The organism is Brevundimonas sp. FG128 (assembly GCF_057809775.1).
The window spans coordinates 332484-353847 of the sequence record NZ_JBMDKP010000002.1 but is presented as its reverse complement, the minus strand read 5'-3'; the positions used below and the strand labels follow the sequence as shown (position 1 = coordinate 353847).

Genomic DNA, 21364 nt, shown 5'->3' with positions numbered 1-21364 from the left:
GATGCAACTGGATCGCCGCAGTCTTCTCGGCCTCATCGGCGCGGGCGTCGCCACGCCTGTCGCCGCCCAAGGCGCAGCCGCAGGGGAGGTCGCCTTCCTGCACGGGGTGGCCAGCGGCGATCCTGACACGCGGTCGGCCGTCTTCTGGACGCGCGTGACGCCCGCCAATCCGTCGGCCGGCGACATCGAGGTGGTGCTGGAGGTCGCGCGCGATGCGGCGTTCGGCGACATCGTCCGGCGCTCGACGGGCCTGCGCGCGCGCGCTGAGCGGGACTTCACCGTCAAGCACGACTTGGATGGCCAGGGGCTGGAGCCGGGCAGCGACTATTTCTATCGGTTTGTGGCCGCCGGAGTGACCTCGCCGGTCGGTCGGGTCCGCACCCTGCCGGAGGGCGCGACGTCCGATCTGGCCCTGGCGGTGGTGTCGTGCCAGCTTTATCCCGGCGGCCTGTTCAACGCCTATGACGCCCTGTCCAAGCTGGATCGGCTGGACGCCATCGTCCACCTGGGCGACTACATCTACGAGTATGGGGCAGAACCCACCCACTATGGCATGATCACCGGCGCGGCGCTGGACCGGCGTCCGCAGCCGCCGCACGAGATCGTCAGCCTGGCCGACTATCGGATGCGCCACGCCCAGTACAAGACCGATCCTGATCTCCAGGCCGCCCATGCCCGCTCACCCTTCATCTGCGTGTGGGACGATCACGAGGTGGCCAACGACACCTGGATGACGGGCGCCGAAAACCATCAGCCCGAAACCGAAGGCGACTTCGCCACGCGCAAGGCCGCAGCGCTGCGGGCCTATTACGAATGGATGCCGATCCGTGAGCCGAAGTCGGGCGCGATGGCCGAGGCCATCAACCGCAGCTTCGACTTCGGCGATCTGGCCAGTCTGGTGATGGTCGAGACGCGCCTGTTGGCGCGCGGCGAGCAAATGACGTTCGCCGAGATGCCCAAGACGGCCGCCGGCGCCCCGGATGTCACCGCCTTCGAAGCCCTGCGCGCGGCGCCCGAGCGCGACCTGCTGGGCGAGCGCCAGCGGCAGTGGATCGGCGAAACGCTGGGCCGCTCCAAGGCGGCGGGTCGCCCGTGGCAGATCATCGGCAATCAGGTGGTGATGGCGCGGGTCAAGGGCCCCGACATCTCGCGCATGATGCCGCCCGAACAGGTGCAACAGATGGTGGCCTCGCTACCGGCCGATGTGCGGGTGCAGGTTGAGGCGGCGATCCAGCTGTTCAAACTGGGGCTGCCGTTCAATCTCGACAGCTGGGACGGCTATCCGGCGGGGCGCGAGCGACTGTACGAGGTTTTTGCTGCGGCGGGCGTTGCGCCCATCGTCCTGTCGGGCGACAGCCACGCCTTCTGGGTCAACGACCTGCACGACAACGCCGGCGCGCGCCGTGCAGTGGAGTTCGGAACCTCTTCGATCTCGAGCCCGTCGCCGGGCGATCAGGTCGGCGGCCTGCCGCTGGGCGTGGCCCTGACGGCGGCCAATCCCGAGGTCAAGTTCTGCGACCAGTCGTCCAAGGGCTATGTCCTGCTGAAGATCGCGCGTGATCAGGTGGTGGGCGAGCTGTGGGCCGTGTCCACCATCACCGCCAAACCCTATGAGCTGAAGCGGGTGAAGACCTTCACCGTATCGCCGCAGGGCGATCTGGCGGAAGTCTGACGGACGGCGTCGAAGGGCGTCGCGTCTCTGTCAGGCCAGAAGACGCGACGCCTCGATTTCCGCGATCCCCAAGGCCTGGAAGCTGTCGCGCGCGCCCTGTGCGCTCTCGGCGGCGATGGCGCGCGTGGCGTTGGTGACGACGGTGACGTCGAAGCCTTCGCGCAAGGCGTCCTCGGCGGTGAAGCGAACGCAGTAGTCATAGGCCAGACCCGCCAAGAACAGGCGCGTCACGCCCAGATCGCGCAGAAGGCCGGCCATGCCGGTCGGGGTGGCGTGGTCGTTCTCGAAGAAGCCGGAATAGCTGTCCACCGCCGGGTTGGCGCCCTTGCGGACGATGGCGCTGGCCTTGCGGATCGTCGGCGCGATGTCGGGATGGAAGTCGGCGCCGGTCGTGCCCTGGATGCAGTGATCGGGCCACAGCATCTGCGGTCCATAGGCGACTTCTATCATCGTGAAAGGCGATGCGCCGGAATGGTTGGAGGCGAAGGATATCTGGTCAGGCGTGTGCCAGTCCTGGGTCGCCACGATCCGGCCGAACCGATCGGACAGGCGGTTGATCAGGCCCATGACGCCTGCGCCGCCTTCGACGGCCAGACGCCCGCCCTCGCAGAAGTCGTTCTGCGGATCGATGACGAGCAGGGCGTCGGAGGAGGAGAGGGCGATCTGGGTCACCCCGCATCCTAGATCAGCCCTGCTCAAACGAAAACACGGCCCGCAGAGACTGCGGACCGTGTCTGTCGATCGGTCGTGACGCGGTTCAGGCCGGCTTGGCGCGGTCCTTGTCGGACGAACTGCGGGCCAGTTCGCGGTTCAGCCACAGGGCCAGCAGGGTGCAGACGGCGCCCGACAGCAGATAGGCGCCGGCGGCGATCAGGCCGAACTGGCTGGAGATCCACAGGGCCGCCAGAGGAGCGAAGCCTGCGCCGAACAGCCAGGCCAGGTCCGAGGTCAGGGCCGAGGAGGTGTAGCGGTTGGTCAGGCTGAAGCTGGACGCCACCGGACCCGAGGCCTGGCCGAACGACAGGCCCAGCAGGATAAAGCCGGAGATCATGAAGGTCAGCTCGCCCGCCGTGCCGCCGTTCAGCAGTTGCGGTGCAAAGCCAGAGAACGCCGCGATACCGGCGGCGGTTACCGCCAGCAGGGTCCGGCGTCCATAACGGTCGGCGAGAACGCCCGACGCCAGGATGGCCAGCAGGCCGAACACCGCGCCCACCATCTCGATCATCAGGAAGCGGACCGGCGTCTCCTTGGTGAACAGGAAGATCCACGACAGCGGGAAGACGGTGACCATGTGGAACATGGCGAAACTAGCCAGGGGGGCGAAGGCGCCGATGGCGATCTTGGGGCCTTCGGCGCGCAGGGCCTGCGACACCGGCGTCGGCTGAAGCTCGCGGGTCTCGAACAGCTTCTGGAACGCGGGCGTCACCACGATGCGAAGGCGCGCGAACAGGGCCACCACGTTGATGGCGAAGGCCACGAAGAACGGATAGCGCCAGCCCCAGTCCAGGAAGTCGGGGGCCGACAGGGTGTTCAGGAAGAAGGCGAACAGGGCCGAGGCGACCAGCAGGCCGATGGGAGCGCCCAGCTGCGGGATCATCGCGTACCAGCCGCGCTTGCCCTCGGGCGCATTCAGCGCGAGCAGCGAGGCGAGGCCGTCCCAGGTGCCGCCCAGGGCCACGCCCTGACCGATGCGGGTCAGGGCCAGCAGCACCGGCGCCCACATGCCGATGGTCTCATATCCCGGGATGAATGCGACCGACACGGTCGAGGTGCCCAGCAACAGCAGGGCGGTCGTCAGCTTGGCGCCACGTCCGAACTTGCGGTCGATGGCGATGAACAGGACCGTGCCCAGCGGGCGGAACAGGAAGGCGAGGGCGAAGATCGCAAACGACAGCAGGGTGCCGCCCACCGCGCCCGCGTAGGGGAAGATCAGTTGCGGGAAAACCACCACCGAGGCGATGGCGTAAACAAAGAAGTCGAAAAACTCGGAAGTTCGGCCGATAATGACGCCGATGGCGATTTCGCCCGCATCCACCTTGCCATGGTGGTGCGAGTTTATCTTGGCGGCGTCGCGTTCCAGCGACTCTGACGAGGGGGTCGTCGAGGCGGACATGGGCTTGGTCGCTCCGTGTGAGACAGGATTATCAGGCGTACGGCCGATTGCCGCATTATGACCGGGCGCCCTTTGCGATGAAAGCGGCCTCAAGAGGATAGGACAGATTGTCCAATGTCGTTCCAGAACGAAGCTGACTATCCCGCAGCCTACGAACGCCAACCGTCGCGGCGCCTCCCCCTTGCCCGACGCTTTTCGATTGGATCCGCCTTGCGCCGTCTGCGCCTACTTTTGCTCGCGCCCGTCGTGGCCCTGCTGTCGGCCTGCAATCTGGTCGTCCTGAACCCTGCCGGCGACGTCGCCGCCCAGCAGGGCGATCTGCTGATGATCTCCACACTGCTGATGTTGATTATCATCGTGCCGGTGATGGCGCTGATCGTGTTCTTCGCCTGGAAGTACCGGGCGTCGAACAAGGAGGCAGAGGCCGAATATCAGCCCGACTGGGATCACTCCACGTCGCTGGAGCTGGTCATCTGGGCCGCGCCGCTGATGATCATCATCTGCCTGGGCGCCCTGACCTGGGCCGGCACCCATCTGCTGGATCCCTATCGCCCGATCGACCGGATTAAGCCGGGCCAGGCCGTCGCCGAGGGCGTGGAGCCGTTGCAGGTCAATGTGATCGCGCTCGACTGGAAGTGGATGTTCATCTACCCGCAGTACGGCATCGCCACTGTCAATGAACTGGCCGCGCCGATCGATCGCCCGATCCGCTTCCACATCACCTCGTCCTCGGTGATGAACAGCTTCTACATCCCCGCCCTGGCCGGTCAGATCTACGCCATGCCGGGCATGGAGACGAAGCTGCACGCCGTGATCAACCACACGGGCGAATACGAAGGCTTCTCGGCCAACTATTCCGGCGACGGCTTCTCCAACATGCGCTTCGCCTTCCATGGTCTGGATCAGGCCGGCTTCGATCAGTGGGTGTCGGGCGTGCGCCAGGGCGGCCAGACGCTGGACCGCGACCGTTATCTGGAGCTGGAAAAGCCCAGCGAAAAGGCGCCCGTCATGCACTTCGGCGCGGTCGATGGCGCGCTGTGGGACGCAATCCTCAACATGTGCGTCGAGCCGGGCAAGATGTGCATGGGCGAGATGATGGCGATCGACAAACAGGGCGGCCTGTCCATGGCGTCGGTGCGCAACACCATGCCGCTGGTCTACGACAAATACGCCGGGCGCGGTAAGTCGCCGGCCTATTTCGGCTCGAACGACAGCTACGTCATGACCATCTGCACGCCGTTGCAGGCCGAGGCCGCCGCGGCCGACCGCATGCGTCGCGCCGATCTGGAGGTCGCCAGCCGGCCTTCCAGCCTGGAGCGTCTAACGGGGCAGGGACTGTCGCAAGGCGCGCCCATGGCCGCGCTGACGACGTCGGTCTCCAACCCCTTCGTCACGGGGCCGGTTTCGACCGACGTCCGTTCCGCCCCCAACGCCTGAGCGAACACAGTCGATGAACGCTGACCAACTCATTCCGCTTATCTTCGGGCGCCTCACGCTTGAGGCCCTGCCTCTGCACGAGCCGATCCTGGTCGTGACCATGATCGTGGTTCTGCTGGGCGGCCTCGCCTTGGTCGGCGCCCTGACCTATTTCAAGCTGTGGGGCTATCTCTGGAAGGAGTGGTTCACCACCGTGGACCACAAGAAGATCGGGATCATGTACATGATCCTGGGTCTGATCATGTTCGTGCGCGGATTCGCCGACGCCATCATGATGCGCCTCCAGCAGGCCATGGCCTTCGGCGGGTCCGAGGGCTATCTGAACGCCCACCACTACGACCAGATCTTCACCGCCCACGGCGTGATCATGATCTTCTTCGTGGCCATGCCGCTGGTGACGGGCATCATGAACTATGTCGTGCCGCTGCAGATCGGCGCGCGCGACGTGTCCTTCCCCTTCTTGAACAACTTCAGCTTCTGGATGACCACGGCCGGCGCCATCATCGTCATGGCCTCGCTGTTCGTGGGCGAGTTCGCGCGTACCGGCTGGCTGGCCTATCCGCCGCTTTCGGGCATCGGCTACAGCCCGGGCGTCGGGGTCGATTACTACATATGGGCGCTGCAGATCGCGGGGGTGGGGACAACCCTGTCCGGCATCAACCTGATCGCCACCATCGTGAAGATGCGCGCGCCCGGCATGGGCATGATGAAGATGCCCGTCTTCACCTGGACCTCGCTGTGCACCAACGTGCTGATCGTGGCGTCCTTCCCGGTCCTGACCGCCGTCCTGGCCCTGCTGACGCTGGACCGTTACGTCGGCACCAACTTCTTCACGAACGACTTCGGCGGCAACCCGATGATGTACGTGAACCTGATCTGGATCTGGGGTCACCCCGAGGTCTACATCCTGATCCTGCCGCTGTTCGGCGTCTTCTCGGAGATCGCCTCGACCTTCTCGGGCAAGAAGTTGTTCGGCTACACCTCCATGGTCTACGCCACGGTCGTCATCACGATCCTGTCCTACCTGGTCTGGCTGCACCACTTCTTCACCATGGGGTCCGGCGCCTCGGTGAACAGCTTCTTCGGCATCACCACGATGATCATCTCGATCCCGACCGGGGCCAAGATCTTCAACTGGCTGTTCACGATGTACCGTGGGCGGATCCGCTTCGAACTGCCCATGATGTGGCTGATCGCCTTCATGCTGACCTTCGTGATCGGCGGGATGACGGGCGTGCTGCTGGCGGTGCCGCCGGCGGACTTCGTGCTGCACAACTCGCTGTTCCTGGTGGCGCACTTCCACAATGTCATCATCGGCGGCGTGCTGTTTGGTCTGTTCGCGGCCATCAACTTCTGGTGGCCCAAGGCCACAGGCTTCAAGCTGGACAAGAAGTGGGGCCTGATCAGCTTCTGGTGCTGGGTGCCCGGCTTCTGGCTGGCCTTCCTGCCGCTGTACGTGCTTGGCCTGATGGGCGTGACGCGCCGAATGCGGGTGTTCGACGATCCGTCGCTGCAGATATGGTTCGTGATCGCCGCCATCGGCGCGGGCGTGATCGCCCTGGGCATCGCGGCCATGTTCATCCAGTTCGCCGTGTCGATCATCAACCGCGACAAGCTGCGCGACGTCACGGGCGATCCGTGGGGCGGCCGCACGCTGGAGTGGGCGACGTCCTCGCCCCCGCCGGACTACAACTTCGCCTCCACGCCGGTCATCCATGACGCCGACGCCTGGTGGGACATGAAGAAGAAGAACTATCAGCGCCCGCTGACCGGCTACAAGGCTATCCACATGCCGTCGAACACGGGAACGGGCGTCATCATCTCGGGCCTGTGCCTGGTGATGGGTCTGGCGCTGATCTGGTACATCTGGTGGCTGGCGGCGATCTGCTTCATCGGCGTGCTGGCCGTCGCGATCGGGCACACCTTCAACTACAAGCGCGACTACTACATCCCCGAGGATGAGGTGCGCGCGACCGAAGAGGCGCGTACGCGCGCCCTGGCCGGAACGGAGGCCTGATCCATGAGCGCGACCGCGACGGCGACCGAGATCGACCCGAACGTCTTCCACCTGGAAGAGGAGCCGCATCACGAGGAAGGTTCCAGCACGATGCTGGGCTTCTGGCTCTATCTGATGAGCGACTGCCTCATCTTCGCGATGCTGTTCGCCGTGTTCGGCGTGCTGGGCGGCAACTACGCCGCCGGGCCGGGGCCCAGGGAGCTGTTCGACCTGAACCTGGTGGCGGTGAACACCGCCATGCTGCTGTTCTCGTCGATCACCTACGGCTTCGCCATGCTGGCCATGGACAGGAACAAACAGCGTCAGACCCTGATCTGGCTGGCGATCACGGGCCTGTTCGGTCTGGCCTTCCTGGGCATCGAACTCTACGAGTTCGGTCACCTGATCCACGAGGGCGCGACGCCGCAACGCAGCGCCTTCCTGTCGGCCTTCTTCACCCTGGTGGGTACCCACGGCCTGCACGTCACCTTCGGCATCATCTGGCTGGTGACGCTGATGGTTCAGGTCAGCATGAAGGGCCTCATCCCCGCCAACAAACGCCGCCTGATGTGCCTATCGATGTTCTGGCACTTCCTGGACGTCATCTGGATCGGCGTCTTCACCTTCGTCTATCTGCTGGGCATGCTGCGATGAGCGCCGACAAGAACGACCACTCGCCTGAGTCCCACGAGACCGACCACCTGGGCCACGAGGCGCACAATCATGGCTCCTTCCGGAGCTATATGATCGGTTTCGTCCTGTCGGTGATCCTGACGGCCATTCCGTTCGGCCTGGTCATGACCGGCGCCTTGCCGACCCAGGCGACGGCCCTGCTGGTGATGGCCTTCGCCGTGGTGCAGATCGTGGTCCACATGATCTACTTCCTGCACATGAACTCGAAGTCCGAGGGCGGCTGGACAATGCTGGCCCTGATCTTCACCATCATCGTCGTGGTCATCGCCCTGTCGGGGTCGCTGTGGGTCATGTACCACCTGAACACCAACATGATGCCCATGACCCACGACATGACGAACATGGGCAGCTGAGGTCGAGATCACGGACACGTCTCCAGCCCCGGCCCCCGATAAGGCCAAGCGTTCACGACCGATCCGCCTCGTCGTATCGGTCGTGGGGCTGGTCTTGTTCGTCGGCTTTCTGGCCTTGGGCGGCTGGCAGATTCAGCGACTGGCCTGGAAGACGGACCTGATCGCCCAGGTCGACGCCCGCGTGCATGCGCCGGCTGTGCCCGCGCCTGGACCGGGACAGTGGCAGAGCGTCACGCGACAGGACGATCAGTATCGTCGCGTCGTCGTGCAGGGGGTCTTCGAGCACGACAAGGAAACCCTGGTTCAGGCCGTCACCGATGCGGGCGGCGGCTTCTGGGTCATGACGCCGCTGGTCGATGCGCGCGGCTTCACCGTCCTGGTCAATCGCGGTTTCGTGACCGCCGGCCGCCGCGATCCCAGCAACCGGGCCGACGGGCAGGTGTCAGGGCCGCAGACCGTTGTGGGTCTGCTGAGGATCACCGAACCCAAGGGCGGCTTCCTGCGCGCCAACGACCCGGTCGGCGATCGCTGGCGATCGCGCGATGTGGCCGCCATCGTGGCGCGGCGCGGGCTGACGACTGTCGCCCCCTATTTCATCGATGCGGACGCCACGCCCAATCCGGGCGGCTGGCCTTTGGGCGGGCTGACGGTGATCCGGTTCGCCAACAGCCATCTGATCTACGCCCTGACCTGGTTCGGCCTGGCCCTGCTGACCCTGGTCGGGTTAGGCCTGTTTCTGCGTGAACGGCGCAAGCCATGACCTCGGGCCTGCAACGGCTGTTGGGGCTGGGCGGTCTCAGCGGCGGCGTCGCCTCGCACGGCGGGGCCAACCGCCGCAACATGCTGTTGCTGATCCAGCTGCGCTGGCTCGCGGTGGCCGGGCAGATGGCGACCATCCTGCTGGTCGAATACGTCATGCGAATTCCGTTGCCGGTGCTGTGGCTGCTGGCCGCCCCGGCAGGGCTGGTGCTGGTCAATCTGATCACCGCGCCCCTGACCGCGCGCCGGGGCGAGGTCGAGGACCGCGAACTGATGATCGCGCTTCTGGCCGATGTGGCGGCCCTGACCTGGCTGCTGTTCCTGACGGGCGGCGCAGCCAACCCATTCGTGGCCCTGTATCTGCTGCAGGTCGTGCTGGGGGCCGTGCTGCTGGCGCCGGTCTACGCCTGGGCGCTGATCGCCATCACCAGCCTGTGTTTCGCCGGGCTAGGCCTGCATTCCCGACCGCTGGCCCTGCCGCCGGCCCGGGAGGATTCGCTGCTGAGCCTGTATCTTCAGGGCAGTTTGATCTGTTTCGTCCTGATGGCGGTGCTACTGGTGCTGTTCGTCACCCGCATCAGCCAGAACCTGCGCGAGCGTGACGCCGCCATGGCCGCCATGCGTCAGCAAACGGCCGAGCACGACCACATCGTCCGCATGGGCCTGTTGGCGTCCGGCGCAGCGCACGAGCTCGGCACCCCGCTGGCCTCCCTGTCGGTGATCCTCAGCGACTGGAAGCGGATGCCGGCCCTGGCGCGCGACGCCGACATCGCCCAGGACATGACGGTGATGCGCGCCGAGGTCGAACGCTGCAAGGCCATCGTCACCGGCATTCTGATGTCGGCGGGCGAGGCGAGGGGGCAGGCGCCGGTGCGCACCACCCTGCGGGCCTTCGTCGCCGATGTGGTGTCCAGCTGGAACGGCGAAGGGGTGGCGGTCAGTATTCGCGACGACCTGTCGCAAGACCCTCCGATCATCGCCGACCCGGCCCTGCGTCAGGTGCTGGGTGTCTTGTTTGACAACGCCGTCGAGGCGGGGGCCAAGCACATCATCCTGACCACCGCGCGAGCGGGCGAACATTTCAGCGTCGCCGTGCGAGACGACGGGCCAGGGTTCCCGGCCGCCATTCTGGACGACTGGGGTAAGCCCTACAATTCGACAAAGCCACGCGCGGGCGCTGGACTTGGCCTGTTCCTGCTGATGAATGTGATCCGGTCCCTGGGGGGCAGGGTCGAGGCTTCCAATCCCCCGGCCGGCGGCGCAGAGGTGCGTCTGACCCTGCCGCTGTCGGCGCTGGCGCCCAAGGAGGAGACCGTCGATGACCGATGACGCCAGGCTGCTTCTGATCGTCGAGGACGACCAATCCTTTTCGACCACCCTGCGCCGGTCGTTCGAGCGCCGGGGCTATACGGTTGTCACCGCCGCCAACCCCGACCAGATGGACGAGGTGCTGAAGACGCACCGGCCGGGCTATGCGGTCGTGGACCTGAAGCTGGGCGGGCATTCGGGCCTGACGTGCGTAGAACGGCTCCACGCCTTGGACCCGGCGATGAACATCGTCGTCCTGACCGGCTTCGCCAGCATCGCCACTGCGGTCGAGGCCATCAAGCTGGGCGCGCGCCACTATCTGGCCAAGCCCGCCAGTTCCGACGACATCGAGACCGCGTTCGGGCGGGCGGACGGCGACGCCGAGACGCCGCTGGGCACGCGCCCGACCTCGATCAAGACCCTGGAATGGGAGCGGATCCACGAGACGCTGGTGGACACCGACTTCAACATTTCCGAGGCCGCGCGCCGCCTGGGCATGCACCGCCGCACCCTGGCGCGGAAACTGGAAAAGCGCCGCGTGACCTAGTCGAGTTCGGCCGCGATCCGGTCGGCCAGAGCCTGCAAGGTCGCCGTATCGGCCATGGGGGCATGGCCGTGACCCTTCATCTCCCGGTCGGCCCAGCGGGGCACGATGTGGAAATGCAGGTGGAACACCGTTTGGCCGCCCGCATCGCCGTTGAACTGCAGGATCGCCAGACCTTCGGGCTGCAGCGCCTTTTCGACGGCCTTGGCCGTGCGTTGCAGGGCAGCGGTCATGCGGGCCAGAATATCCGGCTCGACCTCCAGCAGATTGCGGGCCTGGGACTGTTTGGCGATGATCAGGACGTGGCCTTCCGACTGGGGGAAGACGTCCATGAAGGCCAGGACGTGGTCGTCCTCCCACACCTTCACCGAAGGGATGTCGCCGCGCAGAATCTTGGCGAAGATGTTGTTCGGGTCATAGGCGCCGTGCAGGCTCATGGGCGGTCTCCGTGCGGGGTCGGCTCTGGATAGCAGCGACCGCGCTGAAGGGGGAGCCTTTGCCCGCGCCGTGCATTATGGTGACGCTTTCACGCGGTCGAGGAACATCATGATCCGTTTCATCATCCAGGCGCTGGTCACCATGGCGGGCCTGTGGCTGTCGGCCCAGGTCGTGCCGGGCGTGGACTTCACCAGCACAGGCTCGCTGATCGCCGCCGCCATCATCCTTGGCCTGGTCAACGCCGTGGTGCGGCCGATCATGGTGGTGCTGACCTTCCCGATCACCGTCATCACCCTGGGCCTGTTCCTGCTGGTCGTGAACGCCGCCATGATCGGGCTGACGGCCATGTTCCTGGATGGCTTTGAGGTAAACGGCCTGTGGGCCGGTGTCGGCGCGGCCATCGTCACCGGCGTGGTCAGCTGGATCGCCGGCGCCTTCATCGGCGACGGCGAGAAGGCGCGCCGCTAACCGGCCGTCGCCCTGGCGTTCTCCGTCGCGACACCCAGGATGACGGTTTGAAGGGCGGCGATCTCGATGGGCTTCTTCAGCGCCCCGTCGGCGCCGGCCGCCATGTAGCGGGCGATGTCGTCGTCGAAGACATTGGCCGTCAGCATGTGGATCGGGGTGCGTGGTCCGCCGGACGCGGCCTGTTCGGCGCGAATGGCGATCAAGGCCTCGACGCCGTCCATCACCGGCATCATCACGTCCATCAGCACCAGGTCGAATGTCTGCGCCCGCACGGCGGCGACCGCCTGCTGTCCGTTTTGGACCAGCGTCAGATCGACCCCGAACGGTTCGAGCAGCAGCGTCAACAGCTTGCGATTAGCGGGATGGTCTTCCGCCGCCAGGATCCGAGGCGCGCGATCGTGAACATCACCCGTCAGGCCCGCGCTCGACGACGCGGGAACGGACTGCTCGGCGCGATCGGCTGTGAAGCGGAACCAGAAGATCGCGCCTTGCGGCCGGGCCGAGCGCACGCCCAGCGCGCCGCCCAGCGCCTCGACGCTGGCGCGGCACAGGGCCAGCCCCAGTCCGGAGCCGCCCGCCTCACGTCCGGCCGCAAGCTGTTCGAACGGTTGGAAAATGCGCTCTCGCTGGTCTTCCGGCACGCCGGGGCCCTGGTCATGGACCTCGAAGTCCAGGTCGATGCGGCCATCGGGCGCGGGCAGGGCGCGAGCGAGAATCCGGATCGTCCCCTCGGGTGTCAGCTTCAGCGCGTTGGACAGATAGTTGATCAGCACCTGTTCGACCCGCGCCTCGTCGGTCAGGACGACAAAATGCTCTGGCGCCCCCTGGCGTTCGATCTCCAGTGTCAGGCCCAGTTCCTCGACGCGCGAGCGCCAGACGCGGGCGATGGCCTCCAGTCTTTCGCAGATATCGACGGGGGCGAGGCGAAGCTCGGCCTGTCCGGATTCGATCTTGGAGATGTCCAGCGCGCCGTTCAGCAGGCGCAGCAGCATCCCGCCCGCATCGGCCATGTCGGTGACGACGGCGGCTTCCGCCTCCGGACGGGGACGAGCGCGCAACACTTCGGTCAGGCCCAGGATGACATTCAGGGGGGTGCGGACCTCATGGCTGATCATGGCCAGGAAGCGCGACTTGGCCTGATTGGCGCGCTCTGCGACGGCGCGGTCGGTCTCCGCCTGGGCCAGGGCGACCTGAAGCTCACGCGAGCGTTCGGTGACCGCGACCATCAGTTCGACGGTCTCGCGGTCGCTGCGCCACTGGCGCCATGCCGCCCCGATGACGGCCAGCACGAAGAGGCAGACCGTGACCTGCAGCGCCCTGTCCCAGCCGGCCTCGGCGAAGGTGATCACCAGTATGGCGACGGACGGCGGCACGACGGCGGCGATGAAGCCCTTTCGGCTGGCGTGGACCTGGAGCGCGCCCACCATCAGATTGCCGGCGAGCAACAGAAGAAGGTGCTTCAGATAGTTCGGCTCGGCCTGCCAGATCGCCAGGACGAACACCGCATTGTGGGTGGCCAGCGCGAGCGTGATCCACTCGGTCCAAAGATGGAGCCTGCGTCCCGCGCCCGGGGCGTTCGAATGGTTTCGAGCGGTCGTGACGGCCCGCCAAAGCAGGGCGTAGAGGCTGAACTGAAAGACGGCGAAGTTGGCGGCCCAGGCCCACCCCTGGACCCAGAAGGCGACCACGACGATGGCGGCGATGGTCGCCAGCCGCACCGGGAACATGTCCCGATACCGATCCGCATACGCCCGCACATAATCAGCGTTCTGGATCACGCAAAGCCGTCCCTACTCACTCAGCTTGGCCTTACCGGCTGAAGCTTAATGAGCCCTCAATCGGGACGTGTTTCAGCCGACCTTCACCCGCGTCGCCGCCTCGGGCAGGTCCTCGCCGAAGGCGCGCTGGTAGAACTCGGCGATGGTGGGTCGTTCCAGCTCGTCGCACTTGTTCAGGAAGGTCAGGCGGAAGCTGAGCGCCAGGTCGCCGTTGAAGATCAGAGCGTTCTGGGCCCAAGTGATGACGGTCCGGGGCGACATGACGGTGGAGATGTCGCCGTTCATGAAGGCGTTACGGGTCATGTCGGCGACGCGGACCATGGCGGCGATGCGGCGGCGGCCCTCAGCATCCGACCATTCCGGGACCTTGGCGGCGACGATCTCGGCCTCGACGTCGTGGTCGAGGTAGTTCAGCGTCGTGACGATGTTCCATCGGTCCAGCTGGGCCTGATTGATCTGCTGGGCGCCGTGATACAGGCCCGTGGTGTCGCCCAGGCCGATGGTGTTGGTCGTGGCGAACAGGCGGAAATGCTTGTTGGGGCGGATGACGCGGTTCTGGTCCAGCAGGGTCAGGCGGCCCTGGGCCTCCAGCACGCGCTGGATGACGAACATCACGTCGGGACGGCCGGCGTCGTATTCATCGAACACCAGGGCGATGGGGCGTTGCAGCGACCAGGGCAGGATGCCCTCGCGGAACTCGGTGATCTGCTTGCCGTCCTTAAGGACGATGGCGTCCTTGCCAATCAGGTCGATGCGGCTGACGTGGCTGTCCAGGTTCACGCGCACCAGGGGCCAGTTCAGGCGGGCGGCGACCTGTTCGATATGGGTCGATTTGCCGGTGCCGTGATAGCCCTGGACCATGACGCGACGGTCGAAGGCGAAGCCGGCGCAGATGGCGATCGTCGTCTGCGGATCGAAGCGATAGGCCTCGTCGATCTCGGGCACATGACTGTCGCGCTCGGCAAAGCAGGGCACGGTCATGTCGCTGTCCACGCCGAACGCCTCGCGCAGGGTCACGCGGCGGTGCGGTTCGAGCGTCAGCAGGGGATCGGGGGAGGCGTCGAGCGGGGAGGTCATGGACCTCATCTAGAGGCGCCGCGCGCGCGGCTCAACACGCGCGCGGCCCTTAGCGTCGCTTATTTCGCGCTGAGGCGAACATCCACGTTGCCGCGGGTGGCGTTGGAGTAGGGACAGACCTGGTGCGCCTTCTCGATCAGGTCGTCGATGACGGCTTGCTCCAGGCCATGATCGGTGACGGTCAGGTCCACGTCGAGGTTGAAGCCCTCGCCCTTCGTGTTCTTGCCGAAGCCGACGCCGGCCGTGACCTTGGTATCGGGGCCGACGGGCGTGCCGGCCTTGCCGCTGACCAGGCGCAGGGCGCCGAGGTAGCAGGCGGCATATCCGGTGGCGAAGAGCTGCTCGGGGTTGGTGCCGTCGCCGCCCTTGCCGCCCATTTCCTTGGGCGTGGACAGTTTCACGTCGATCTTGCCGTCCTCGGTGGCCGAGCGACCGTCCTCGCGGCCGCCGCCGGAGGCTGTGGACTGGGCGCGATACAGAACTTCCATGGTGGGCTCCTGGTGTTGTGAAGGCTTCAGATGGGGGCTTAACGGAAGACGGAAAGGGGGCGTTGCATCCTCGCCCTAGCCTTATGGGGGCGACGCGGGCTAAAGCACCCTTTCGGGGCGCGTCGTCGGAGTACGCAGTGAAGATTGCCGAACGCTGGTTCGTGTGGGCGGGCATGGTTCTGCTGGGCGGCATCGCCCTGGCGGGGCTTGTGGTCGCCGTCTATGCGGCGTGGCTGTTCCACGACCTGCCCGATGCGTCGGAGCTGGCGGACTATCGTCCGCCGACCGCGACGCGGGTCTACGCCGGCGACGGCACCCTGATCGGCGAGTTTTCGGACGAGCGCCGAATCTATGTCTCCTACGACCAGATTCCTTTGCCGGTGGTGCAGGCGTTCCTGGCCGCCGAGGACCGCAACTTCTTCCAGCACGGCGGCATCGACGTGGGCGGCATCGGCCGCGCCTCGATCAAGAACGTCTTCAACCTGGCGCAGGGGCGCCGGCTGGAAGGCGGTTCGACCATCACCCAGCAGGTGGCCAAGAACGTTCTGCTGACCAATGAATCCAGCCTGAACCGCAAGCTGAAGGAAGCCATCCTGGCCAATCGCCTGGAGGCGACCCTGTCCAAGGAGCAGATCCTCGAACTGTATCTGAACGAGATCTTCCTGGGCTATCGGTCGTTCGGCATCGCCTCGGCGGCTTACAACTATTTCGGCAAGTCGCTGGGTCAGCTGACGCCGGACGAGGCGGCCTTCCTGGCGTCCCTGCCAAAGGGGCCGAACAACTATCACCCCAAACGCCACCCCGGCGCGGCCAAGGGTCGCCGCGACTGGGTGCTGGGCGAGATGGAGCAGAGCGGTTGGATCACGCCCGAACAGCTGGTCGCGTCACGCGCCAAGCCGCTGGTCACGCGGGACGCGCCGCAGCGCTCGGATTACAAGGACGCGGACTTCTTCGTCGAGGAGGCCCGTCGTCAGGCCGCCGCCAATCCTGACTTCGGTCAGCAGCTTCGCGCCGGCGGCTTCTACATGCGCACCACGCTGGACCCGACATTGCAGACGGCGGCGCGTCAGGCGCTGATGCAGGGTTTGGAGAACTATGACCGCCGCCACGGCTGGCGCGGCGGCTGGGGCACGACCGACTTCGCCGAGGGATGGCAGGCGGCCGCGCTGAAGGAACAGGCCCCGCCTGAACGCCGCACCTGGCAGGCGGCGGCGATCGAGAGTGTGAGCGGCAATACCGTACGCATCCGCACCGCGCGCAGTGACGAATCCGGCACGTTGCTGGCGGCCGATGCGGCCTGGGCCAACGCCAATCGCCAGCTGAAGCGCGGCGAACTGATCTTCGTGGAGCCCAAGGGCGGCCAGTACGCCCTGAAACAGGTGCCGCGCGTCAACGGGGCCCTGGTGGCCATCGAGCCGCAGTCCGGGCGCGTCCTGGCCATGGTCGGCGGCTATTCCTATGCCCTGTCCAGCTTCAATCGGGCCACCCAGGCGCGGCGTCAGCCCGGCTCGGCGTTCAAGCCCTTCGTCTATGCGACGGCGCTGGAAGGCGACTTCACCCCGGCCTCCATCGTGCTGGACGCGCCGATCAGCTTCGCCGGCGGACCGAACGGCCAGCGCTGGACGCCCGAGAACTACAGTCGCCAGTATTACGGGCCGCAGACCCTGCGACGCGGACTTGAGCTGTCGCGCAACGTCATGACGGTGCGGCTGGCCCAATCGGTCGGCATGAAGAAGATCGTCGATCAGTCGGCCAGGATGGGCATTCCGGGCCTGACGGCGAACCTGTCGGTTTCGCTGGGGGCCGGCGAGGTGACGCCGCTGGAGATCACGGCCGCCTATTCCGCCTTCGCCAACGGCGGACGGCGGGTGACTCCTTATCTGATCGACTATGTGCAGGACCGCGACGGCGAGACCATCTTCCGCGCCGACGGCCGCAGTTGCCGTGAATGTGGACGCGGCTTCTCCGGCCAGGAATCGCCCCGCCTGCAGCAGCGCGGCACGCAGGTCATCGACCCGATCACCGCCTATCAGATGAGCTCCATGCTGGAAGGCGTCGTTCAGCGGGGCACCGCTGCCAGCGCGCGCGGGCTGGGACAATGGGTCGGGGGCAAGACCGGCACGACCAACGAATATCGCTCGGCCTGGTTCGTCGGCTTTACGACAGACATCGTGGTCGGCGTCTTCGTCGGCTTCGACGACAACCGCTCGCTGGGGTCCGGCGAGACGGGCGCGGCGACGCCTGTGCCGATCTTCAACGACTTCATGCAGACGGCGCTGAAACAGCGGCCGGCCCGGCCCTTCGTGCGGCCCAAGAATGCTGTCTTCCGCACCGTCAACGGCATCGAGGAGGCCTTCCGGCCGGGGACGGAAAGAAAAGCGCCTCCGCCGGTGCAGGCCCCCGCAACACCAAAGGGGCCGCAAAACTACTATGACGTCCTGCGGCGCGAACAGGAGGCCGCGACGGGCGCCCCGGCCGCTGCGCCCGCGCCCTCGGCGCCCCCGCCGCCCAAGAGAGAACCCGCCGAGGACTTGAGCGGGCTGTATTGACCCTCTAGGTAGGGCCACCGAACGGCGCGTCCTCGTGGCGCGCCGTTTTCCTTTAATCCTGCCCTGTCGCGCGGCCTTCGGGTTCTGCCGACCGAGGGCTTTGTGTCGCTGGAGAATGCGATGAGACCGGATGTCGAGGCCATGAAGGCCGACATCGAGCAGAGCGTCGCTCTGCTCAGGAGGCGTCTTTGACTGGGATGTCGCTCTAAGAAAGCTCGATGAGCTGAACGCGCGGGTCGAGGATCCGACGCTGTGGGACAAGCCCGAACAGGCCCAGGCCGTTAGCCGCGAACGCTCGCAGCTGGAAGCCAAGATCAACACCGTCAAGGCGATGGAGCAGGACCTCGAGGACGGGGTGATGCTGGCCGAGATGGCGGACGAGGAAGGCGACGAGGGCGCGCTGGAAGACGCACGCGCGTCGCTGCGGGCCATCAAGGACCGCGCCGCGCGCGCCGAGCTGGAAGCCCTGCTGTCCGGCGAGGCCGACGGCAACGACGCCTATCTGGAAGTGAACTCCGGCGCCGGCGGCACCGAGTCGAACGACTGGGCCGGCATGCTGCTGCGGATGTATTCCCGCTGGGCCAAGGCGCACAACTACGAAGTCACCATCGAGGCGCACGAAGAGGGCGAACAGGCGGGGGTCAAGTCGGCCACCATCCTGATCTCGGGCCCGAACGCCTATGGCTGGCTGAAGTCGGAATCGGGCGTTCACCGCCTCGTGCGGATCAGCCCCTATGACGCGGCGGCCAAGCGGCACACCAGCTTCGCCTCGATCGGAGTGTCGCCGGTCGTCGACGACGCCATCGAGATCGACATCAATCCGTCGGACGTGCGCACCGACACCTACCGGGCCTCGGGCGCCGGCGGTCAGCACATCAACAAGACCGACTCGGCCGTGCGGCTGACCCACGTCCCGACCAACACCGTCGTGGCCTGCCAGGCCGGCCGGTCGCAGCACCAGAACCGCGAACAGGCATGGAAGATGCTGCGGGCGCGCCTGTACGAGCTGGAACTGCAGAAGCGCGAGGCCGTGGCCCAGGCCCTGGCCGACGCCAAGACCGACATCGGCTGGGGTCACCAGATCCGGTCCTATGTGCTGCAGCCGTATCAGATGGTGAAGGACCTGCGGACCGAGGTGGAGACGTCGGACACCCAAGGGGTTCTGGACGGCGACCTGGACGCCTTCATGGGGGCGGCCCTGGCCGCACGGGTCGGCGAGACGCGCGGGGCGAGCGCGGAATGAAGAAAGGGGCGGTCCGCTGGACCGCCCCTTTTTCGATCAGGCCGTGACGCCGATCAGGCGGCGGTCTTGGCCTCGGGCTTTTCCGCACGGACAGGCTTCTCGGGAGCCGGCGCGGGGGCTTCAAGCATGGCGGCGCCGGGGGTGTCGCGCTTGGCCTGGTTGCAGCGGCCCTGGAACCAGGCGCCTTGTTCGATCGACAGCTGTTCCTGGGTGATGTCGCCCTCGACGCGAGCCGTGGCGTAGAGGCGAACCTGTTTGGCGACTATGGCGCCGGAGATCCGGCCGCGCACATCCAGGACGTCGGCGTGGACGGCGCCCTCGACCGCGCCGCCTTCGCCGATGGTCACGCGGGAGACGCGGACGTCTCCCTTCAACGTGCCTTCGACCTGAAGCTCGCCGGCGCCGGAGATGTTGCCCTCGTATTTGACGCCGGGGGCCAGGGTCGAGAGGTTGCTGCTCCGCCCGGCCGGCCGCTGCGGCTCAGGCGCGCGCGTCGCAGGAACGCCGGCCGAGGGGGGCGGCGCCTGGGGCGGCGTGGGTTCAGGGGCGGGCGGGATGCCCAGACCCTGCGATCCGTTGTCGTAGGATTTGCTCTTGGTGAACATGGTGCGCTCCGCATCTGCCAGCCAAGCCGGCCAAGCCCCTGTAAGCCCTGACCCCACTTTAGGGGGTCAGGAGAGGGCTAGGTCAAGCACCGCTTCCGAACCGTGGTCGTCGATCACAAAACCTTCACGGCCTGAAGCACGGCGGCGGCGTGGTCGGCGACCTTCACATTGCGCCAGGCGCGGGCGATGCGGCCCTCGGCGTCGATCAGGAAGGTGGCGCGTTCGATCCCCATATATTCGCGGCCGTACAGTTTCTTCTGAACCCAGACGCCCCAGGCTTCGCACGCGGCGCCGTCCTCGTCCGAGGCCAGGATGACGGCGAGGTCGTATTTGGCCTTGAAGCGATCGTGCTTCTTCACCGTGTCCTTCGACACGCCGATGACGGGCACGCCGAGGGCGGCGAAGTCGGGGGCCAGGGCGGTGAAGTCCTGGGCCTCGCGGGTGCAGCCGGTCGTGTCGTCCTTGGGATAGAAATAGACGACGGCGGGCTTGCCCTTCAGGGCGGCGAGGGAGACCTGGCCGCCGTTGTCGGTCGGCAAGTCGAGGGCGGGGGCGGGCTGGCCTTCGGTTGCGGACATCAGATGGGCCTCACCAGAACGATCTTTTTCTTGCCGGCGGCCAGCTTGATCACGCCGTCCTTGAGGTCGGCCTCGGTCAGCAGCTGGGCGCCGTCGGGTACGGCGGCGTCGTTCAGGCGAAGGCCGCCGCCCTGGGCCAGACGACGGGCCTCGCCGTTGGAGGCGGTCAGGCCGGCCTTGGTGACGACGGCGGCGATCATGGCGCCGTAAACCTCGGCCGACGGCAGTTCGATGGTCGGCAGGTCGGCGGAGATCTGACCCCTTTCGAAAGCGGTCTCGGCGGCGGCGCGGGCCTTGGCGGCTTCGTCGGCGCCGTGGAGCATGGTGGTGGCCGCGTCGGCGAGGGCCTTCTTGGCGTCGTTGATGGCCGCGCCTTCCAGCGCTTCGTAGCCGGCGATCTCGGCGTCCGACAGGTCGGTGAACAGGCGCATGAAGCGGCCCACGTCGCCGTCCTCGGTGTTGCGCCAGTACTGCCAATAGTCATAGGGCGACAGGGCGTCGGCGTTCAGCCAGACGGCGCCGCCCACAGTCTTGCCCATCTTCTGGCCCGAGGCGGTCGAGAGCAGGGGCGTGGTCAGGCCGAAGGCGGCCTTCTGGTCCACCTTGCGGGTCAGTTCGACGCCGTTGATGATGTTGCCCCACTGGTCCGAGCCGCCCATCTGCAGCGTGCAGCCGTAGCGACGGTTCAGCTCCAGGAAGTCGGTGGCCTGCATCAGCATGTAGTTGAACTCCAGGAAAGTCAGGGGCTGCTCGCGTTCGAGACGCAGCTTGACCGAGTCGAAGCTCAGCATGCGGTTGACGGTGAAGTGGGTCCCGTAGTCGCGCAGGAACTCCAGATAGCCCAGCTTGGACAGCCATTCGTCATTGTCGAGCATTACGGCGTCGGACGGGCCGTCGCCGAAGGTCAGGAACTTTTCGAACACGCCCTTGATGCCGGCGATGTTCTCGGCGATCCGCGCTTCGGTCAGCAGGGGGCGCTGGGTGTCCTTGAAGGAGGGGTCGCCGACTTTCGTCGTGCCGCCGCCCATCAGGACGATCGGCTTGTGCCCGGCCTGCTGCAGGCGCCGCAGCAGCATGATCTGGATCAGATGGCCGACGTGCAGCGACGGCGCGGTGGCGTCGAAGCCGATATAGCCGGTCACGATGCCGGCGGTCGCCGCCGCATCCAGCTCGGCCGGATGGGTGATCTGATGGATATAGCCCCGCGCCTGCATGGTGCGGAGGAAGTCGGATTTGAAGGCGTGTTCGGTCATGGCGGAGGCTCC

The 21364-nt window shown here is 66.4% G+C and carries 20 protein-coding genes; 11 read left to right on the top strand and 9 right to left on the bottom strand.

The window, feature by feature from the left end:
- The first annotated feature begins 1 nt into the window (after window position 1).
- Complete coding sequence (locus ACODSC_RS06200) at window positions 2-1672, top strand: alkaline phosphatase D family protein (protein ID WP_488812796.1); 1671 nt, start codon at window positions 2-4, stop codon at window positions 1670-1672.
- A gap of 30 nt (window positions 1673-1702) precedes the next feature.
- Here ACODSC_RS06200 and pncA read toward each other — a convergent pair whose 3' ends face one another.
- Both pncA and ACODSC_RS06190 read right to left on the bottom strand, forming a co-directional pair.
- Window positions 1703-2344 carry a bifunctional nicotinamidase/pyrazinamidase gene (gene pncA / locus ACODSC_RS06195; protein WP_488812794.1) on the bottom strand — a complete coding sequence of 214 codons (642 nt, stop codon included), beginning with the start codon at window positions 2342-2344 and terminating at the stop codon, window positions 1703-1705.
- A gap of 85 nt (window positions 2345-2429) precedes the next feature.
- On the bottom strand, window positions 2430-3785 hold the full coding sequence (locus ACODSC_RS06190; protein WP_488812792.1) for an MFS transporter: 1356 nt from the start codon (window positions 3783-3785) through the stop codon (window positions 2430-2432).
- Between the two features lie 210 nt (window positions 3786-3995).
- Between ACODSC_RS06190 and cyoA the strand changes: the two genes are divergently transcribed.
- The 7 genes from cyoA to ACODSC_RS06155 all read left to right on the top strand — a co-directional run bounded on the left by cyoA (window position 3996) and on the right by ACODSC_RS06155 (window position 10878).
- Window positions 3996-5222 carry a ubiquinol oxidase subunit II gene (cyoA, locus tag ACODSC_RS06185; RefSeq protein WP_488812790.1) on the top strand — a complete coding sequence of 409 codons (1227 nt, stop codon included), beginning with the start codon at window positions 3996-3998 and terminating at the stop codon, window positions 5220-5222.
- A 13-nt stretch (window positions 5223-5235) separates the two neighbouring features.
- The gene (gene cyoB / locus ACODSC_RS06180; RefSeq protein WP_488812788.1) at window positions 5236-7239 is read left to right on the top strand and encodes a cytochrome o ubiquinol oxidase subunit I; all 2004 of its coding nucleotides are present in this window, start codon (window positions 5236-5238) and stop codon (window positions 7237-7239) included.
- Window positions 7240-7242: 3 nt separating this feature from the next.
- Window positions 7243-7872: a cytochrome o ubiquinol oxidase subunit III gene (cyoC, locus tag ACODSC_RS06175; RefSeq protein WP_488812786.1), complete on the top strand. Its 630-nt coding sequence runs from the start codon at window positions 7243-7245 to the stop codon at window positions 7870-7872.
- Window positions 7869-8264: a cytochrome o ubiquinol oxidase subunit IV gene (gene cyoD, locus ACODSC_RS06170; RefSeq protein WP_488812784.1), complete on the top strand. Its 396-nt coding sequence runs from the start codon at window positions 7869-7871 to the stop codon at window positions 8262-8264. The genes cyoC and cyoD overlap by 4 nt, the downstream gene beginning before the upstream one ends.
- 82 nt (window positions 8265-8346) lie before the next feature.
- Entirely contained in the window at window positions 8347-9024 is a 678-nt protein-coding gene (locus tag ACODSC_RS06165; protein ID WP_488812782.1) for an SURF1 family protein, read from the top strand.
- The gene (locus ACODSC_RS06160) at window positions 9021-10352 is read left to right on the top strand and encodes an ATP-binding protein (RefSeq protein WP_488812780.1); all 1332 of its coding nucleotides are present in this window, start codon (window positions 9021-9023) and stop codon (window positions 10350-10352) included. The genes ACODSC_RS06165 and ACODSC_RS06160 overlap by 4 nt, the downstream gene beginning before the upstream one ends.
- Window positions 10342-10878 carry a response regulator transcription factor gene (locus ACODSC_RS06155; RefSeq protein ID WP_488812778.1) on the top strand — a complete coding sequence of 179 codons (537 nt, stop codon included), beginning with the start codon at window positions 10342-10344 and terminating at the stop codon, window positions 10876-10878. The genes ACODSC_RS06160 and ACODSC_RS06155 overlap by 11 nt, the downstream gene beginning before the upstream one ends.
- Here the strand turns inward: ACODSC_RS06155 and ACODSC_RS06150 are convergent.
- Window positions 10875-11312 carry an HIT family protein gene (locus tag ACODSC_RS06150; protein WP_488812776.1) on the bottom strand — a complete coding sequence of 146 codons (438 nt, stop codon included), beginning with the start codon at window positions 11310-11312 and terminating at the stop codon, window positions 10875-10877. The genes ACODSC_RS06155 and ACODSC_RS06150 overlap by 4 nt on opposite strands.
- A 109-nt stretch (window positions 11313-11421) precedes the next feature.
- Here ACODSC_RS06150 and ACODSC_RS06145 point away from each other — a divergent pair, with 109 nt between their 5' ends.
- The gene (locus ACODSC_RS06145; RefSeq protein ID WP_488812774.1) at window positions 11422-11781 is read left to right on the top strand and encodes a phage holin family protein; all 360 of its coding nucleotides are present in this window, start codon (window positions 11422-11424) and stop codon (window positions 11779-11781) included.
- Here the strand turns inward: ACODSC_RS06145 and ACODSC_RS06140 are convergent.
- The 3 genes from ACODSC_RS06140 to ACODSC_RS06130 all read right to left on the bottom strand — a co-directional run bounded on the left by ACODSC_RS06140 (window position 11778) and on the right by ACODSC_RS06130 (window position 15124).
- Window positions 11778-13559, bottom strand: coding sequence for a response regulator (locus ACODSC_RS06140; RefSeq protein ID WP_488812772.1), 1782 nt, complete (start codon window positions 13557-13559; stop codon window positions 11778-11780). The two genes, ACODSC_RS06145 and ACODSC_RS06140, sit on opposite strands and share 4 nt — an antisense overlap.
- Before the next feature lie 72 nt (window positions 13560-13631).
- The gene (gene cobS, locus ACODSC_RS06135) at window positions 13632-14636 is read right to left on the bottom strand and encodes a cobaltochelatase subunit CobS (protein ID WP_488812770.1); all 1005 of its coding nucleotides are present in this window, start codon (window positions 14634-14636) and stop codon (window positions 13632-13634) included.
- A 59-nt stretch (window positions 14637-14695) separates the two neighbouring features.
- Window positions 14696-15124: an organic hydroperoxide resistance protein gene (locus ACODSC_RS06130; RefSeq protein ID WP_488812768.1), complete on the bottom strand. Its 429-nt coding sequence runs from the start codon at window positions 15122-15124 to the stop codon at window positions 14696-14698.
- An 83-nt stretch (window positions 15125-15207) separates the two neighbouring features.
- On the opposite strand from ACODSC_RS06130, the gene ACODSC_RS06125 reads away from it, so the two are divergent.
- Together ACODSC_RS06125 and prfB are read left to right on the top strand one after the other, a co-directional pair.
- On the top strand, window positions 15208-17673 hold the full coding sequence (locus ACODSC_RS06125) for a penicillin-binding protein 1A (RefSeq protein ID WP_488813450.1): 2466 nt from the start codon (window positions 15208-15210) through the stop codon (window positions 17671-17673).
- A 120-nt stretch (window positions 17674-17793) separates the two neighbouring features.
- Window positions 17794-18916, top strand: a protein-coding gene (prfB, locus tag ACODSC_RS06120) for a peptide chain release factor 2 (RefSeq protein ID WP_488812766.1) whose coding sequence is annotated in 2 segments (ribosomal slippage) — window positions 17794-17862 and window positions 17864-18916 — 1122 coding nt in all. Because the reading frame shifts where the segments join, the coding sequence is not laid out codon by codon here.
- A 53-nt stretch (window positions 18917-18969) separates the two neighbouring features.
- On the opposite strand, the gene ACODSC_RS06115 is transcribed toward prfB, so the two are convergent.
- The 3 genes from ACODSC_RS06115 to tyrS all read right to left on the bottom strand — a co-directional run bounded on the left by ACODSC_RS06115 (window position 18970) and on the right by tyrS (window position 21352).
- Window positions 18970-19521 carry a bactofilin family protein gene (locus tag ACODSC_RS06115; protein ID WP_488812764.1) on the bottom strand — a complete coding sequence of 184 codons (552 nt, stop codon included), beginning with the start codon at window positions 19519-19521 and terminating at the stop codon, window positions 18970-18972.
- Between the two features lie 113 nt (window positions 19522-19634).
- Window positions 19635-20099 carry a peroxiredoxin gene (locus ACODSC_RS06110; protein WP_488812762.1) on the bottom strand — a complete coding sequence of 155 codons (465 nt, stop codon included), beginning with the start codon at window positions 20097-20099 and terminating at the stop codon, window positions 19635-19637.
- Window positions 20099-21352 carry a tyrosine--tRNA ligase gene (tyrS, locus tag ACODSC_RS06105; RefSeq protein ID WP_488812760.1) on the bottom strand — a complete coding sequence of 418 codons (1254 nt, stop codon included), beginning with the start codon at window positions 21350-21352 and terminating at the stop codon, window positions 20099-20101. Before tyrS ends, ACODSC_RS06110 begins: the two co-directional genes overlap by 1 nt.
- Window positions 21353-21364 lie beyond the last annotated feature (12 nt).

Bases quoted from the DNA above. Each gene is read 5' to 3' on its own strand.
- ACODSC_RS06160 (WP_488812780.1), top strand. From the start codon at position 9,021: ATGACCTCGGGCCTGCAACGGCTGTTGGGGCTGGGCGGTCTCAGCGGC.
- ACODSC_RS06190 (WP_488812792.1), bottom strand. From the start codon at position 3,785: ATGTCCGCCTCGACGACCCCCTCGTCAGAGTCGCTGGAACGCGACGCC.
- ACODSC_RS06155 (WP_488812778.1), top strand. From the start codon at position 10,342: ATGACCGATGACGCCAGGCTGCTTCTGATCGTCGAGGACGACCAATCC.
- ACODSC_RS06145 (WP_488812774.1), top strand. From the start codon at position 11,422: ATGATCCGTTTCATCATCCAGGCGCTGGTCACCATGGCGGGCCTGTGG.
- ACODSC_RS06125 (WP_488813450.1), top strand. From the start codon at position 15,208: ATGGGGGCGACGCGGGCTAAAGCACCCTTTCGGGGCGCGTCGTCGGAG.
- ACODSC_RS06200 (WP_488812796.1), top strand. From the start codon at position 2: ATGCAACTGGATCGCCGCAGTCTTCTCGGCCTCATCGGCGCGGGCGTC.
- tyrS (WP_488812760.1), bottom strand. From the start codon at position 21,352: ATGACCGAACACGCCTTCAAATCCGACTTCCTCCGCACCATGCAGGCG.
- ACODSC_RS06115 (WP_488812764.1), bottom strand. From the start codon at position 19,521: ATGTTCACCAAGAGCAAATCCTACGACAACGGATCGCAGGGTCTGGGC.
- cyoD (WP_488812784.1), top strand. From the start codon at position 7,869: ATGAGCGCCGACAAGAACGACCACTCGCCTGAGTCCCACGAGACCGAC.
- ACODSC_RS06130 (WP_488812768.1), bottom strand. From the start codon at position 15,124: ATGGAAGTTCTGTATCGCGCCCAGTCCACAGCCTCCGGCGGCGGCCGC.
- ACODSC_RS06110 (WP_488812762.1), bottom strand. From the start codon at position 20,099: ATGTCCGCAACCGAAGGCCAGCCCGCCCCCGCCCTCGACTTGCCGACC.
- cyoB (WP_488812788.1), top strand. From the start codon at position 5,236: ATGAACGCTGACCAACTCATTCCGCTTATCTTCGGGCGCCTCACGCTT.
- cyoC (WP_488812786.1), top strand. From the start codon at position 7,243: ATGAGCGCGACCGCGACGGCGACCGAGATCGACCCGAACGTCTTCCAC.
- ACODSC_RS06150 (WP_488812776.1), bottom strand. From the start codon at position 11,312: ATGAGCCTGCACGGCGCCTATGACCCGAACAACATCTTCGCCAAGATT.
- cobS (WP_488812770.1), bottom strand. From the start codon at position 14,636: ATGACCTCCCCGCTCGACGCCTCCCCCGATCCCCTGCTGACGCTCGAA.